The sequence below is a fragment of the Hymenobacter aerilatus genome (genome assembly GCF_022921095.1).
Lineage (GTDB): Bacteria > Bacteroidota > Bacteroidia > Cytophagales > Hymenobacteraceae > Hymenobacter > Hymenobacter aerilatus.
In genome coordinates this window covers 3,555,236-3,571,184 of record NZ_CP095053.1, presented here as the reverse complement: position 1 = coordinate 3,571,184, position 15,949 = coordinate 3,555,236, and the positions used below count along the sequence as shown (strand labels likewise).

General features: G+C 57.8%; 13 protein-coding genes. 10 read left to right on the top strand and 3 right to left on the bottom strand.

Annotated elements, in window-relative coordinates:
• Window positions 1–74: 74 nt before the first annotated feature.
• Window positions 75–803, bottom strand: coding sequence for a PIG-L deacetylase family protein (locus MUN82_RS14990; RefSeq protein ID WP_245091716.1), 729 nt, complete (start codon window positions 801–803; stop codon window positions 75–77).
• On the bottom strand, window positions 796–1,950 hold the full coding sequence (locus MUN82_RS14985; RefSeq protein WP_245091715.1) for an acyl-CoA dehydrogenase family protein: 1,155 nt from the start codon (window positions 1,948–1,950) through the stop codon (window positions 796–798). Before MUN82_RS14985 ends, MUN82_RS14990 begins: the two co-directional genes overlap by 8 nt.
• Window positions 1,951–2,172: 222 nt before the next feature.
• Here MUN82_RS14985 and purH point away from each other — a divergent pair, with 222 nt between their 5' ends.
• From purH to rodA, 6 genes are all read left to right on the top strand, one after another.
• Entirely contained in the window at window positions 2,173–3,702 is a 1,530-nt protein-coding gene (gene purH / locus MUN82_RS14980; RefSeq protein ID WP_245091714.1) for a bifunctional phosphoribosylaminoimidazolecarboxamide formyltransferase/IMP cyclohydrolase, read from the top strand.
• A 227-nt stretch (window positions 3,703–3,929) separates the two neighbouring features.
• Window positions 3,930–4,955 carry a rod shape-determining protein gene (locus MUN82_RS14975; protein WP_185282419.1) on the top strand — a complete coding sequence of 342 codons (1,026 nt, stop codon included), beginning with the start codon at window positions 3,930–3,932 and terminating at the stop codon, window positions 4,953–4,955.
• A 92-nt stretch (window positions 4,956–5,047) separates the two neighbouring features.
• The gene (gene mreC, locus MUN82_RS14970; protein ID WP_245091713.1) at window positions 5,048–5,974 is read left to right on the top strand and encodes a rod shape-determining protein MreC; all 927 of its coding nucleotides are present in this window, start codon (window positions 5,048–5,050) and stop codon (window positions 5,972–5,974) included.
• Window positions 5,971–6,504: a hypothetical protein gene (locus MUN82_RS14965; RefSeq protein WP_245091712.1), complete on the top strand. Its 534-nt coding sequence runs from the start codon at window positions 5,971–5,973 to the stop codon at window positions 6,502–6,504. The genes mreC and MUN82_RS14965 overlap by 4 nt, the downstream gene beginning before the upstream one ends.
• A 216-nt stretch (window positions 6,505–6,720) precedes the next feature.
• Entirely contained in the window at window positions 6,721–8,553 is a 1,833-nt protein-coding gene (mrdA, locus tag MUN82_RS14960) for a penicillin-binding protein 2 (protein ID WP_245091711.1), read from the top strand.
• Between the two features lie 143 nt (window positions 8,554–8,696).
• Window positions 8,697–9,986 (top strand): rod shape-determining protein RodA, encoded by a 1,290-nt coding sequence (gene rodA, locus MUN82_RS14955; RefSeq protein WP_245091709.1) that lies wholly within the window; start codon window positions 8,697–8,699, stop codon window positions 9,984–9,986.
• Between the two features lie 309 nt (window positions 9,987–10,295).
• On the opposite strand, the gene MUN82_RS14950 is transcribed toward rodA, so the two are convergent.
• A complete protein-coding gene (locus MUN82_RS14950) occupies window positions 10,296–11,414 on the bottom strand; it encodes a DUF8457 domain-containing protein (protein ID WP_245091707.1) in 1,119 nt (372 codons plus the stop codon).
• Window positions 11,415–11,447: 33 nt separating this feature from the next.
• Between MUN82_RS14950 and MUN82_RS14945 the strand changes: the two genes are divergently transcribed.
• The 4 genes from MUN82_RS14945 to recO all read left to right on the top strand — a co-directional run bounded on the left by MUN82_RS14945 (window position 11,448) and on the right by recO (window position 15,832).
• The gene (locus MUN82_RS14945; protein WP_245091705.1) at window positions 11,448–11,774 is read left to right on the top strand and encodes a 2Fe-2S iron-sulfur cluster-binding protein; all 327 of its coding nucleotides are present in this window, start codon (window positions 11,448–11,450) and stop codon (window positions 11,772–11,774) included.
• Window positions 11,775–11,934: 160 nt separating this feature from the next.
• Window positions 11,935–12,564 (top strand): thymidine kinase, encoded by a 630-nt coding sequence (locus MUN82_RS14940; RefSeq protein ID WP_245091703.1) that lies wholly within the window; start codon window positions 11,935–11,937, stop codon window positions 12,562–12,564.
• A 70-nt stretch (window positions 12,565–12,634) separates the two neighbouring features.
• Entirely contained in the window at window positions 12,635–14,980 is a 2,346-nt protein-coding gene (gene porZ / locus MUN82_RS14935; protein ID WP_245091701.1) for a type IX secretion system anionic LPS delivery protein PorZ, read from the top strand.
• 129 nt (window positions 14,981–15,109) lie between these two features.
• Window positions 15,110–15,832, top strand: coding sequence for a DNA repair protein RecO (gene recO / locus MUN82_RS14930; protein ID WP_245091699.1), 723 nt, complete (start codon window positions 15,110–15,112; stop codon window positions 15,830–15,832).
• Window positions 15,833–15,949: the final 117 nt, after the last annotated feature.

The following is a 15,949-nucleotide window of genomic DNA, read 5'->3' as shown; positions in this document are numbered from 1 at the left end:
GCGGTAGGATGATAATGCTCGCGGAAGCTTGTTAAGTAGAGATGATAGAACTCGTGGAACCTCTGCGGGAAGCGTCATGATTCAAGATACACTTCAAAAGGCTGCGCAAAATGGGCCAGCATCTGCTCCGATAGCAAAAAGCCAGTAGGGTCATCGTCGATGATACCAGGGGCAAGTTGGGAACGGTGGGCCGCAATGGCTACCTGTTTTTGAGGTAGCACAGAGTCAATATCCAGGCGCCAGCCTATGGCTTCGCCCGGCTGCGGCAGATCTTCTAGGGCAGCACGCTCCCACGCCCACACCACATACTCTACCCTTTGAATGGGTAGGCCCTCTATGGCCGCTGCCACCAACTGACTGGTAGCCCGGTGGTCGGGGTGAGGGTCGCGGCGCCAGGGTACCAGTACCGTAGCTGGCTGCACACGTTGGAGGTAGGCGCGTAGGGTAGCCACTGCCTCCGCAAAACCCTGCTGCTCGGGTCCGGGCACGGCGCTATCGGGTAGGCCCAGAAGCAATAGGTCGTCTGTATCGACCCCCAGTAGCGTAAGCGCCTCGCGCAGCTCCATTTCGCGCAGTGCCTGCCGGGCCGCGGGCGGAAACTTCACTGAATGAGGGTGCGACATCGTGCCATCACTCACTAGCACGGCATGCACTGGCACATCTGCCCGCCGCAGGAGCGCCAGCAGCCCGCCGCACCCCAACGACTCATCATCGGGGTGGGGGGCTACCACTACTGTTGGGCCTAGGGTAGGGGCAAAGTCAGCCGGTCGTACCGGCAACAAGTCAAACGAAAACTCAGTCATGCCATAGTGTATAAGCTGGCGAGGTAGAAGCCAGTGCGAAGCGGCCCGCATCGGCCAGGGCCGCATCGGGAGCAGGCTGGCGCAGATAATGCGTCAGGTCGCGGTGCAGGCGCTCGAAGGGCTCGGGGCGCAGCAGGCCGCGGGCACCCACGCACCGCTCGGCCAACTGAAGTGTGCGCAAGCAAATTTCTTCGATGGCTGTGCGTACCATGTTGGCGTAGGCCACGGTGGTGTCGGCGTCTTCGGTGGCCTGGGGGCGCATGGCGTGTTCGGCAGCAGCGCGCAGCCAGTGCTGACCGCTTTCAATGAGGATAGCCAGCTCGCCCAGGCGCTGGCGCTGATAGGGGTCTTCGGTACGCCCGGTCTTTTGCAGAAAGAGACGGGTTTCGTCGAATACCGCCTCGGCCCCGCCTAGCTGCACGGCCGCAAACCGGATGGCGCCCCCACTAAACCACGGCTGTCGGTAGTAGTCACCGGGCTGGCCCAGCAGGTCGTCGGCGCCTACCTCTAGCCCTGTAAAATCGACCCGAAAACTAGCCGATGCCCGCATGCCCAGCGGCTGCCAAAACGATTTATCTAGCTGCGGCACTTGCACATCGGCCGGCAAGATCAGCATTTGCCAACCGCCATCGGGTAGGGCGCCGGTGAGCAACGGGCGCGTGACGTGGCCGGCGCCCGATCCGAAAGTCTTGCTACCCCGCAAGCGGTAGCGGCCATCGGGAAGCGGTTCCAGTTGCACGCCGTCGTGCGCTTGCGTGTTCCAAACCCCAAACAAATGCCCGGCTGCTGCGTCCTCGGCCCAACGTGCTACTTGCTCCGTGCGGCCAAAGCGTTGGGCTAGCTGCAAGGCGTTGGTGTGACCTTCGTAGACGCGCCCTACCGCTAGATTGCCGCGGCCAATGTGTCGTAGTGTGCGCAGCAAAGAAGGCGTTTGTGAAGCCGCTGCCAGATCCTGACCACCCAGGTGGATCGGTAGGGGAGCCGTGAGTAAACTCGCCGCGTGTAGCCAGTCAAATTCCTGTTCTGGAAAGCTGCCTTCCTGATCGGAGGCAGATGCCTGAGCAGCTAGGCGTGGGGCTAGTTGGGCAGCGGCGTCTTCGGCCGGCGTGGTTGCTTGGATAGTAGGAGAGGGTAGGGAAGCAGACATGCAACAGGAATAGCGTGGTAGAGAACATGTACTGTATTTGAATCCGGGGTGTTGTGTGGAAAGCAATGAAGGCGCTGAAATACATTGATGAAGCAAATTTGCTGTTGATTACGAAGGTGTTATCATTTGCTTAACAATTCCGTAACACACGCAGGGCCGGGGTGCCCGCTTGCCGTGGCTACCTTCGTGGCGTCATTCATACAGTCCGCAACCAACCTTACCATGTCGCAGCCGATTCGTTCCGCTCTCGTTTCTGTCTATTACAAAGACCGCCTGGAGCCACTGGTGGCCTTGCTCAAGCAGCACGGCGTGACCATCTACTCTACGGGGGGCACCCAGCAGTTCATCGAGGAGCAGGGCGCCGACGTAACGGCTGTGGAGAGCCTGACGGGCTTCCCGGCGGTGTTTGGTGGCCGCGTGAAAACCCTGCACCCTAAGGTGTTCGGTGGCATCCTGCACCGCCGCCACGAGACCAGCGACTTGCAGGAAGCTGAGCAGCATCAGATTCCGCCCATCGACTTGGTAGTAGTTGACCTCTACCCCTTTGAGGAAACGGTGGCCTCGGGAGCACCCGAACAGGATATTATCGAGAAAATTGACATTGGCGGCATTTCGCTGTTGCGCGCCGCCGCCAAAAACTTCCGCGACGTGCTGGTAGTAAGCAGCCGCGACCAGTACGAAGCCGTGACGCAACTGCTGACGGAGAAAAACGGCGGTACCGACCTTGAAGACCGTCGCCAGTACGCCGCCGCCGCATTTGCGGCTACCTCGCACTACGATACGGCCATTTTCAACTACTTCGCGCAAAACGGAACCAGCAACCAGCAACCAGCAACTAGTAACCAACCCGCTACGCCCCTGCGCTACGGCGAAAACCCGCATCAGGCTGGCACGTTCCGCGGCGACTTGGATGCGCTATTTGATCAACTGCACGGCAAGCAGCTCAGCTACAACAACCTGGTAGACGTAGACGCGGCCGTACTGTTGATGCAGGAATTTCAGCTGGGGAAACCTGCCTGCGCTATTCTCAAACACACCAACGCTTGCGGCGTGGCCCAGGCCGATACCCTGCACACGGCCTACCTCAACGCCTTGGCCTGCGACCCGATTTCGGCGTTTGGTGGCGTGATTATCGTGAATAAACCCGTGGATGAAGCCACGGCCCAGGAGCTGAACAAGCTGTTCTTCGAGGTGCTGATTGCGCCCGAGTTCGATGCGGCAGCCCTTACGGTGCTGCAAAGCAAGAAAAACCGCATTCTGCTGCGCCAGAAGCCTGTTGATTTCCCGCAGAAGCAGGTGAAAACCTTGCTGAATGGTGTGATTGAGCAGGACTTCGACCGCGCCATCGAAACTGCCGACGACTTCAAAACCGTTACCGACTCGGCGCCTACCCCTGAGGAAACTGAAGCCTTGGAATTTGCCCTGAAAGTGTGCAAGCACACCAAGAGCAACACCATTGTGCTGGCCCGTGCTGGGCAACTGCTGGCCTCCGGGGTAGGACAAACCTCCCGCGTAGACGCTCTCAAGCAAGCCATCGAAAAAGCGCACGCGTTCGGCTTCGACCTGCAAGGCGCCGTGATGGCCTCCGATGCGTTCTTCCCCTTCCCCGATTGCGTGGAAATTGCCGGCTCAGCCGGCATTCGGGCGGTGGTGCAACCCGGCGGCTCTATCAAAGACCAAGATAGCATTGCGGCCTGCAACCAGCTGGGTATGGCCATGGTCATGACCGGCGTGCGTCACTTCAAACACTAGGCACCATAGCTCGCGGTTCAGCTTGCTGAACCAGGTAGGCACAGCCCCTACCCCCGCGGGGGTAGGGGCTGCGTGCGTAGAAGAATTCGAGTATAAAAATGAATTAATCGAGTGGGCATGCAGTAAGGCAATGCACCACGTATAGTAGGGCTTCGCAGAAACTTCTGTACTTTTGCCCCACTTTTTCCGGTGCAAGCCGCCCGGTTTCATCTACTTGCCGTCACGCAATGGGTTTCTTCAATTTTCTGACCAGCGACATCGCCATGGACCTGGGCACGGCCAACACACTCATCATTCATAATGATAAAGTGGTGGTGGATGAGCCTAGTATCATTGCCAAAGATCGGACTACCAATAAAGTAATTGCCGTGGGTCGGCAGGCGCAGCAAATGCACGAGAAGACCCATGATAACATAAAGACTATCAGACCGTTGAAAGACGGTGTAATTGCCGATTTCCACGCCGCCGAGGAAATGATCAAGGGGTTGATCAAGATGATTGACACCCGCACGCGTCTATTTCAACCCTCGCACCGCATGGTGATTTGCATCCCCTCGGGCATCACGGAGGTAGAGAAGCGCGCCGTGCGCGACTCGGCCGAGCACGCCGGCGCCAAGGAGGTTTGGATGATTCAGGAACCCATGGCTGCCGCTATTGGTATCGGGATTGATGTAGAACAGCCCATTGGCTCCATGATCATCGATATTGGAGGCGGCACCACTGAAGTGGCCGTCATTGCGCTGTCGGGCATTGTATGCGACCAGTCGATCAAAACAGCCGGCGACGTGTTCAACCAGGACATTCTGGACTATATGCGCCGCCAGCACAACCTGCTGATTGGTGAGCGCTCGGCCGAGCGCATCAAGATTGAGGTAGGCGCCGCCCTAACCGAGCTGGAAAACACGCCCGCCGACTTTGAAGTGCGCGGCCGCGACCTGATGACAGGTATTCCGAAGGTCATCAAAGTGACTTCCTCGGAAATTGCCATTGCCCTCGATAAGTCGGTAGCCAAGATTGAGGAAGCTGTATTGAAGGCGCTGGAAATCTCTCCGCCCGAGCTGTCGGCCGATATCTACGAAAACGGCATTCACCTCACCGGCGGTGGCGCCCTGTTGCGCGGCCTCGATAAGCGTCTGGCTGCCAAGACTAAGTTGCCCATTCACATTGCCGAAGACCCGTTACGCGCCGTGGTGCGCGGTACCGGCGCCGCCATCAAGAATATTCAGGCTTTTAAGAGCGTACTGCTTACTTAATTAAGAATTAGAAATTATGAATTAGGAATGATGGTAGAGCTTTGCATCAGGCTACAATTCCTAATTCTTAATTCTTAATTCCTAATTCAACAATGAGAAACCTCTTTGCCTTTTTGTTTCGCTACCGGGGTATCCTCGTGTTTGCGCTGCTGGAGGTATTGAGTATCTACTTGCTGATTCGAAACAGCGCCTACCAGCGGGCGGCGTTTTTCAACTCAGCCAATGCTTATGCCGGGCAGCTGCTGGAGTGGCGCACCCGCGTATCGGAATACTTTGAGCTGGCCGAGGTGAACCAGAGCCTGGCGGCCGAAAACGCGGCCCTGCGCCAGCGCCTCTACCTGTCGGACCTGGGTAGGCGCGTGGCCGACAGCCTACCCATCCGCCGCGACAGCCTCTCGCAAGTGCGTCTGCTGCGCACAGGCCGCCCCGATTCGCTGGTGCTAGGCAACCAGGCCCTCACCAACAACGACCCTAGCTACCCCCTGATTCCCGCAAGGGTAGTGAATAATAGCCTGCGCGACGTGGATAACTACTTGACACTGAATGTGGGAACGGCCGACCAAGTGCGGCCGGGCATGGGCGTGCTGGCGGCAGCTGGGGTAGTGGGTAGGGTGCAGTCGGTGAGCGAGCACTATGCCCGCATCACGTCATTGCTGCACTCTAAAACGGCCATTTCGGCTAAGATTCAGCGTGATGGTACGTTTGGCAGTATCAAATGGCAGGGCGACGACCCTACCCACGCTTTGCTTGACTACATTCCGCGCCAAAACAAGCTGGTGCGCGGCGACACGGTAATTACCTCCGGCTACAACGCTACTTTTCCGGAAGGGGTGATGGTAGGTACTATCGACACGTTTACGAAGGAGCCCGACAAGAACTTCTGGACGGTGCGGGTACGGCTGTCGGTCAATTTCTCTAACCTGACCTATGTGTACGTGGTGCGCAGCCGGCCCCAGGCCGAGCGCGACACGCTGGAAACGCACACGGGCACTGTAGTAGGAGGAGGGAAGCGGCCATGAGCATAGTTGGAACCATTGGGTGGCAGCTGGTGCGCTTCACGCTCTTCGTGGGGCTGTATGTGCTGTTGCTCAACAACAGCAACTTCGTGCTGTTCGACCTGGGCTGGAACTTCTTCTACCTAGGCTTTTTACTGTTCCTACCCATCGAAACGCCCATTGTGGTACAGCTACTGTTGGGGTTTGTGCTGGGCTTCACAGTGGATGTGTTTCAGGATACAGGTGGACTATACACCGCCTCAGCTGTTTTTACGGCCTATCTACGGCCGTGGGTATTGCGCCTGCTTACCCCCCGCGACGGCTACGACGCTGCCGACTCGGTGAATATTCACCAGATGGGCTGGCAGTGGATGATGGTCTATCTAATACTGCTGATAGCCTTACACCACGTGGCCTTCTTTCTGCTGGAGCTGGGCAGCTTTCTGTCGCTGGGCTTCACCATGGCCAAAATCCTGGTCAGCACCCTCTACACTACGCTGGTGATGCTGATTGTGCAACTGGTATTCTTCCCCACCCGTCGTCGCTCGCGCTAGGATAGGAGGAGTGAATATGCTCCATCTGCCGTCCGTGGCGTCGAAGCGAGAAACTATCTGCTGACTGGCTTGGTTTGCTCCGTTTGTTTGGGGTAGGCGGGTAACTCATCTGTGCAGTTGCACAGTTTAACTGATTCTTACCGCCTAATGGTTTGTATCTTTGCGGTGCCGCTACACTATGCATTGGTGTAGTCTAATATTCAGATTTTCTTTGCTTTGCAATATCTAGAAGGACGCAAATACGTGGTGCAGGCCATTTTTCTGGCCGTGGCAATGCTGTTCGCGGGTCGGCTCTTTTACATTCAGGTGCTGGATGGCAGCTACAAGCTGGCCGCTGACCGCAACACGTTGCAGCGCATCGTGAAGATTCCCTACCGAGGCCTGGTTTACGACCGCAACGGCAAACTGCTGGTGCAGAATACGCCAGTGTACGACTTGCTGGTGGTGCCCCGCGAGGTGAAACAGCTGGACACGGCGCGCTTTTGCCAGCTGCTGCAACTGCCCATAGAAGACCTGCGCGCCGGCCTGCTGGCTGCCAAAAAATACTCGCGCGTGAAGGCCTCACCGCTGGTGCAAAACCTAAGCACTTCTGAGTTGGCTGCCATTCAGGACAACCTGATTGATTTTCCGGGCTTTCGCATTGAGGCGCGCATGGCCCGCGCCTATGGTACCCAGAGCATGGCTCATGCCCTGGGCTACGTGGGGCCTATCCCTGCCACTTGGGTAGACAGAGAAAAATACGCCAAGTACCGTCCTACCGATTTTCTGGGCATTAGCGGCTTAGAGTCGTTCTACGAGAAGGAGCTGATGGGGCGCCGGGGCGTGCAATACCGCATGGTGAACGTACGCGGTATTGAGAAAGGCGCCTTCCGGGGCGGTGAGTTCGACACGCTCTCCGTGGCCGGTCAGGATCTGCATACTGGCATCGACATTGACTTGCAGCAGTACGGCGAGATGCTGATGGCTGGCAAACGCGGTACGGTAGTCGCCATCGACCCCAAAACCGGCGAGATTTTGGCGTTCGTGTCGGCGCCGGCCTACGATCCGGCCATGCTCACAGGCAAGGGCCTGGGCAACCGCTACATGGAGCTGCTCAACAACCCCGAGCGCCCCCTCATCGACCGGCCCCTCACAGCTATTTACTCGCCGGGCTCGGTATTTAAGCTAGTAAACGAGCTAGTGGCTATGCAGTCGGGCGCCGTATCGGCCAACACCGGTTTTCCCTGCAACCAGCGCCTGGTACGCTGCACGCACAACCACGAGTACCCCAGCAACGTGAGCATTGCCATCAAGCAAAGCTGCAACCCCTATTTCTACCAAGTGATGCAGGCCATGGTGCTGCGTGGCCGCTCGCGCAATCGGTTTGAGGACTCGCGGCTGGGGCTGGCCGAGTGGAAGCGCAGCGTGCAAAGCTTTGGACTAGGCGAAAAGCTGGGCGTGGATTTGATGGGCGAGAAAAAAGGCTTAATCCCGTCGCCCGAATACTACGACAAGCGCTACGGCCACCACCGCTGGACCTACAAAACGGTGTATTCGTTGAGTATTGGGCAAGGCGAGGTGCAGGTAACGAGCCTGCAAATGGCCAACATCATGGCCATCATTGCCAACCGAGGCTATTATTACACACCGCATTTCGTGCGCAGCATTGGGCAGAGCGGGCCACTACCCCAATTTCAGGAGCGCCACACCACCAGCGTACATTCGCGCTATTTCGAGCAGATTATCCCGGGGATGCAGATGGTGGTGGGTAGGGGTGGCACCGCCAACCTAGCTAGCCTGGAGCAGTTCGGTATTTCTATGGCCGGCAAAACCGGTACTGTACAAAACCGCCACGGTGCCGACCATGCTACCTTTGCAGCTTTTGCCCCGGTAGAAGACCCCAAGATTGCCATTGCTGTGTTTATTGAAAATGCTGGTTTCGGTGGTTCTTCGGCGGCTCCTCTCGCCTCGCTGATGGTGGAGCGCTACCTGCGCGGCAAAGTAGTGCGCAAGAAATGGGAAGAGTGGCTACCTGGCTCCGCCGACCGTTTCGTGAAACGCCACCATTAGTATAGGTAGAATACTATGCTGAGCGCAGCGGAGTATCTCGACGGTGAGTAGTTCCGGCTGATTAGAATCACCATGTGGTAGAGATGCTTCGACTCTGCTCAGCATGACACAACATCAAGGCATTCTTAATTCTTACTTTCTAATTGAAAACCCCCGCTCGTTATTCCCGCAGCATTGATTGGGTTACCGTAGGCATCTATCTGCTGATGGTGTTCGTGGGGTGGTTGAACGTGTATGCGGCCAGCTACTCGCCCGATGCGCCTACCCACGTCTTTGGTCTGAGCTTTGGGGAGCTGATGAACTTCAACTGGTTCAAGCAGATTTTGTGGATCGGGACGGCCGTGCTCATGATTGTGGTCCTGCTCGTCATCGACTACAAAGCCTACGACACCTTTGCCTACGCGCTCTACGCGGGCATGATTCTGCTTTTGATTATCACGCCCTTTGTTGCGCGGCCTATCGCGGGCTCCCGCTCGTGGTTGGAGCTAGGACCCGTGCGCCTGCAACCCGCCGAATTTGCCAAGTTTATCACGGCCCTGGCCGTATCGCGCTACATGGCGGGCATCAACCTGCGCCACCAGAACTTCCGCGACCAGTTGGCCTTGGCCTTCCTTACGCTCCTACCCCCGTTGCTCATCATTGCAGCAAACGAAACCGGCCAGGCTCTGGTATTCGGGGCATTTCTGCTGGCCTACTTTCGGGAAGGTATGTCGCCGCTGATTTTGCTGTTGCTAGTGGCAGGTGGCGCTATTCTCATTCTGGCGCTATTGGTACCCAAGCTCTGGCTGATCGGGTTTTTTACGGTGTTGTTGGTGCTGGTATTGGTATTCAACAATCGGGTATTGCGCCACCATCTGCCGCTCTCAATAGGTGTGTGGCTGGTGGTAATCGGAATGGTATTCGGTGTTGATTTCTTCTTCAATTCTATGTTGCAGGACCACCAGCGCAAGCGTATTGAGGTATTGATCAATCCCTCGGCCGACCCGTTGGGGGTAGGCTGGAACGTGACGCAGGCCAAAATTGCCATTGGCTCGGGTGGGGTAGTGGGCAAGGGCTTTTTGCAAGGCACGCAAACCAAGTTTGACTTTGTGCCCGCCCAAAGCACCGACTTCATTTTCTGCACCGTAGGCGAGGAGTGGGGCTGGCTTGGTTCTATCGTCACCATCGTGCTGTTCATGACGCTGCTATGGCGCATTGTGTACGTAGCCGAACGGCAAAAATCGGTGTTCGGGCGTACCTACGGCTACTGCGTGGCCAGCATCATCTTCTTTCACTTCGCCGTGAACATCGGGATGACCATTGGGCTGGCACCGGTAGTAGGCATTCCGCTGCCGTTTTTCAGCTATGGGGGTTCTTCGCTCTGGTCGTTTACCATCCTGCTGTTTATTCTGCTGGCCATTGATGCCTACCGCAAGCAGGACCTGGTTCGGTAAGTGACAGCGGTAGAAGCGGAGTGTAATGATGGTCCAGGGTAGAGGTTATAGCACCCGATGGCTGAGCAATACCACTGTACTAGCCGGCAGTGTCGCGTGCGGCGAGGCCCCGTGGCGCAAGCACGTGCGAAACATAAGCAGCCCGCCCCTACGTCGGCACCAGTGTCTTCGCCATATAAAGTGCTAAGCATAGTGGCCACTCGTGTTAGGGGCGTTGGACCCTCACGCAGGTGTACACAAAAAAGGCCCGGTTGTCCATGCGGAAATCAACCAGGCCTTGCTACACAGTGGGGCATTAACAGCACATTGTTAGGCAAACTTGCGGTCAATGAGCTTCAGCAAGCGGCCCACGTGTTCTTCTTTGCGAGTCCAGTCGTGCGATTTGGCCAGCGTCTCGGTCACGTAGCGCTTGGCCGCGTCGGCATCGGGTAAGGTATCGAGGTGCTGAATAGCCGCGTGGTATTCCATGTTTTCCCCGCTGAATAGCTCGTTGATGAAGCTGAACCGCTGGTTGATGGAAATAGCCTCGCGCAACGATTCCACTTTGGTGGGTTTTTCGGCTAGCGTGGCTGCGCCGCGTTCGGGGCGCAGCGTGGCACTCAGGCTAGCTGGTGCCGGCTGCTCGCTCTTGAGTTTGTCGTAGAGGCGGCCGGCCGGCCCCTCGGTTGCACCTGTCAGGGTAGGCAGGGCTGGGGGGGCTACCGGCGGGGTGACAGCCGGCGCGGGGGTAGGGGCAACAGGGGCAACCGGCATAGGGACAGGGGTAACGGGCCGGGCCGGGGCTTCCGCCACAGGACCGTCCTCGCGCAAGTCGGCGGCCGTGAGGGGTAGCAGGTTGCTTAGCTCCTCCACCAGCTTATCTAGAGGGCGCTGCCGGGCATGGTTGGCCTGCTGGTACTGCCGAAACCGCTCCAGCACAAAGCTGCGCTCCAGCGGCGCACCCGTCACCAGCGAGTCGATAAACGTCTGGAACCACGCCTTGTCTACATCAATGTAGCGCAGCGCGTCGCGCAGTTGCTCCACCGTTACGCTGGGGGTAGTGCCCAAGATTTTACCCTCAAAAATCTGCTCTGCATCGGTGGCAATGCCCAGCGTATCGCTCACGGCCGTAGCCAGCAATGGCTCGAACGTGGCCCGGCTCAACTTAATGCGCCGCGACAAAACGTTCATGAACTGTGTAAGGGCCTGCCGTACATCGGCCGCCTCAAAATCAAAGTAGGGACTGCGCAGCCGGGCCATTTCCTGGGTCCACTGCCCCAGGAGCTGCTGTACCACAAACAGATTGATCTGCCGGATAGGCGTAAATTGCAGCACGGCGGGACCGTCCAGGGTGGCGTCGGGCTGGGCAAGGAAGTGCTGGTTGCACAGGTGCGCCGCCAGGCGGCAGCCGTATTGTTCGCGTTTCGCGGAGCTATAGTTATCCTTCATTGAAAGCCTTATTCAATGGCAATTTAGGGAAAGATGCCCATTCTGACCGTGCAAAATCTATTCGACGCGGCCGTGCCGGTACCGGCCGACGCTACGTTGCTGGCCGCGCTACACGCTGCCGGTCACGACTGGATGCACGCCTGCGGGGGCCGTGGGCGGTGCACCAGCTGCCGTATCCAAGTGACGAAGGGGCTGGAACTACTAACGCCACCTACGGACGCAGAATTGCGTTACCGGCGCGCCGGCCGTCTACTCAACCACGAACGCCTCACTTGCCAAACCCGCCTCCCCGCCGGCGAGGTAGCTGGGCGCGTGCCCGAAGCCACTAAGCTTCCGCACGTGCAGTATGGAGAAGGGTAGGAGGGTAGGAGGGTAGGAAGGTAGGAAGGTAGGAAGTATGTCATCCTACCCTCACACCTCCCTACCCTGTTGCCCCTGCCGGCCAAAGTTGTAAATTTGACCCTTTGCCTCTGGGCAAACGCACTCAGTCAATCAATCACTCAGTCACTCCCTACCCACTGTGTTCATCGAACCTCGCGTTGGCAATGGCCGCGAAGCACCGCACCGGGGCTGGATCGAAGTAGTGGCGGGCTCCATGTTTTCGGGTAAAACCGAGGAGCTGATCCGCCGGCTCAATCGCGCCAAAATTGCCCGTCAGCGGGTCGAAATCTTCAAGCCATCCCTCGATACCCGCTACCACGAGCACGACGTGGTGTCGCATAACGCCACCAGTATCCGCTCCACACCCGTGCAGCTACCCGAGGAAATGCTGCTGCTCGCCAGCGGCTGCGACGTAGTAGGTATTGACGAAGCGCAGTTTTTCGATGCCTCGCTGGTAGATGTGTGCAACCAGCTGGCCAACCAGGGCACCCGTGTGATTGTGGCTGGTCTCGACATGGACTACACCGGCAAGCCCTTTGGCCCCATGCCGGCCCTGATGGCCGTGGCCGAGTTTGTGACCAAAGTAAACGCCGTGTGCGTGTGCTGCGGTGAGGTGGCAGCCTATTCTTTTCGCATTGCCGCATCGGAGGCGCAGGTGCTGCTGGGAGAAACTGATTCCTATGAGGCACGCTGCCGGCCGTGTTTTCAGGCCGGTATGCAGGAGAAAACGCCTGTGGTACCTCGCCCAACTGCCCGGCAGGAAAGGTAGTTGGCCGACCGATAGAAAAGCTCACGGCTGATAGCTACAAGCTAAAGGCGTAGTGTGTACCTTGTTCCGTATGCGCCACCTCTTACCCACCCTGTGTTGTATACTGCTGTTGCTCACGAGTCTGCCGCCCGCGTGGGCACAGTCGGGTGTGGGGTATGGCGACTGGCAGCTGCACCTGCCCATCAACCGCGCCAAGGCCTTGGCTGATGCTGGCAGCCGTGTGTACGTAGCCGCCGAAGATGCCTTTTTTTACTATGATAAGGAGCTGAATACCACAGCCCTACTCTCGCGCCGCGACGGTCTGCACGACGTGAATGTGCAAACCGTGGCCTACGACTCCTTAACGCGCCAGACGCTGGTGGTCTACGCCAATGGCAACCTCGATGTGTTGCAACCAGATGGTTCCATTCAGAATCTGACCGATATTCTGCGCAAGCAAATTACGGGCGTTAAGGCCATTTACGGCGTTTCCTTCAACAACCGGCTGGCCTACCTATCGTGCAGCTTCGGGCTGCTGGTGCTGGATATGACGCGGTTGGAAGTGCGCGAAACCTACACCAACATTGGCGCCGGTGGGGCGGCCGTGCAGGTATATGCCACTGCCATAGCCAATGGCTACCTGCTGGCCGCTACCTCTGGTGGGATTCTGCGTGGTTCGTTGGCAGCCAATCTGCTCGATTATCGTGCCTGGACGGCGGTTCTACCTGCGCGCGCCGGCGACCCTTACCGCACGCTGGCTACGCAGGCTGGTACGGTATACGCCGGCGTCAATGGCGACCAACTCTACCGCTTCCTGCCAGCCAGCCAAAGCTGGGAGGCTGTGGCGGGTACCAGCGCCGGGGCGTTCTACCAACTCGCGTCTTCGGCGGCTGGCCTGCTGATTACGGATAACCAAAAGGTGAGCGTACTGACTGCTGCCGGGCAGGTACGCGCCTTATCCGCCAGTGCCATTCAGGGGCCAAGGGCAGTGGTGCGGGCGCGGGATGGCGCTTATTTTGTGGCCGATTACCGCAATGGCCTCGTCCGGCTGGCTGCCGATGGGCAACAGGCCGAAAGCTTCGTAACCAATGCTCCGGCCACTGTTCTTAGTTTTAGTGTGTATAGTGATGCCCGTAGCGGCGTCACCGATGTATTTAGCGGGGGCTACCAAGACCGCTACCTGCAAAATGAGCTATACGCAGGTTTCTACGAGTACCAAGATGGCCGCTGGACCAATATCACCTCGGCTAGCTTACCCGACCCCGCACAGTACCCCAACCCCAAAGACCTCACCCGCGGCGTACGCACCACCAACGGCACCCTTTACGTGGGCAGCTACGGGCAGGGCCTCCTGGAGTGGAAAGGCGCGGGCAACTTCCGGTTGTTCAACCCCACCAACGGCAACAGCCCGATTCTGAGCGCCATTGCCAATCCGAATTACGCCCGCATCACAGACGTGGTCCAGGACGGTAATGGCGACGTGTGGGTAGTGAACCGCCACCAGCGCACCAACACTTCGGGCCTGTTTGTCTTCAGCCCTACCAACAACGCCTGGCGCACGCTACCCTACTTCTCCGGCTCCGAAAACCTCGACCGCCTCGCCCTCGACGACAACAACGTGGCCTGGGCCACACAAGCCCGCCAGGGCGGACAGGGCTTGGTGGCCTATGACCCTGCTACCGGCGCCGTGCGCTATTTCACGAGTGCTACTGCTCCCGATAATTCTACGCCGGGTCTGATTAACCTCTACGATGTGGTGAAGGATCGGCGGGGCGCCATATGGGTGGCCAGCGGCAGCAGCCAGGAGGTAGGCGTAGCCGTCTTCGACGACCCCAATCAAGGCTTCGACCCCAGCGCAACTTTTCGGGTGCCGTTGCTGCGCAAAGGTGAGACGGATATTGGCTTTCCGGTCTTGCGCGGCCAAACGGTGCTGTGCATTGCCACGGATGGGGCCAACCGCAAGTGGTTCGGCACGGCCGATAATGGCTTGTGGTTGTTCAACGCCGATGCCGACGAGGCGCTATTGCACTTTACTACCGCCAACAGCCCGCTGCCTTCCAATCACATCAACGACGTGTCGGTGAACGACCGCACCGGCGAGGTATTCGTGGCGACTGATGCGGGTCTGGTAACATACCGCGGCTCGGCCACCGTGACAGAAGGCAAGCCCGACTGCGCGAAGGTGACCCCCAATCCCGTGCGCACCAGCTTCACGGGTGAGGTAGGCATTTCGGGTTTGGTGAACGATGCCATTGTGAAAATAACGGACGTAACTGGTGCCCTTGTCTACCAAACCCGCGCCAACGGCGGCACTGTCACCTGGAACCTACTCGACAGCAACAACCGCCGTGTGCAGTCCGGTGTGTACTTGGTCCTCTCATCTGATGCCGACGGCAAAAACGGCTGTATCAGTAAAATTGCAGTGGTAGAGAATTAGGAAGTAGGACCTTCTTTAGATGCTCACGTGTTCAAATAAGAATATGAAGTAGGAATAAAGTGTACAGCTTTTCGCGTCGCACCACTCAATTCCTATTTTTCTAATTCATACTTCTTAAGTAACAAACCCATGCTCATCAAAACCCGCGGTATCGTTCTAAATTACCTACGCTACCGCGAAACGTCCATCATTGCGCGGGTATACACCGAGCGATTGGGGCTGCAGTCGTATGTAGTGAATGGGGTGCGTAAGGCCAAGCCGCCTGGGCGCATTGCGCTGTTTCAGCCTTTCACGTTGCTGGATTTGGTAGCCTATACCTCACGCCAGGGAGGCCTCACGCGCCTTTCGGAATACCGCTGCGCCGAGCCCTACCGTAGCATTCCGTTCGAGGTGCAAAAGAGCAGCGTGGCCTTAGTACTATCGGAAATTGTGGGGCGGGTAGTGCAGGAGGAGGAGGAAAACGAGCCACTGTTTCATTTCTTACACGATGCCCTGCTGGCTTTTGATGAGCAACAGACTGGCTACGAAAACTTTGCCCTTATTTTTCTGCTGCGCTTAGCTTCCTACCTAGGATTTGGGATAGAGTCGGGGCAGGAGATTACCACGCAGGTAGCGTTTGCCTCGGCAGCACCGGCTACCAGTGGTGGCACCAGCACGCCCACTGCTCTGCGCTTCCAGGAGTTCGACCAGTATTTCGATGAGCTACTGCACGACCCTACAAATGCTTCCGTACCCAACGGCCGGGTGCGCCGTGAGTTGCTCAACTTGCTTATTCGCTACTATCAGCTCCACATCGAGCACCTAGGCGACGTCCGCTCCCTGGCTGTGCTATCGGAAGTGCTGGCGGAGTAAACGGTAAAATAGTGAAATGGTAAGTAGTGAGTAAAAACTACCTGTCCTCCTGAACGCAGTGAAGGACCTTATCACGGTAGAACGAGTCGTTATTACGTCAGTCGTTCTGCCGTGAAA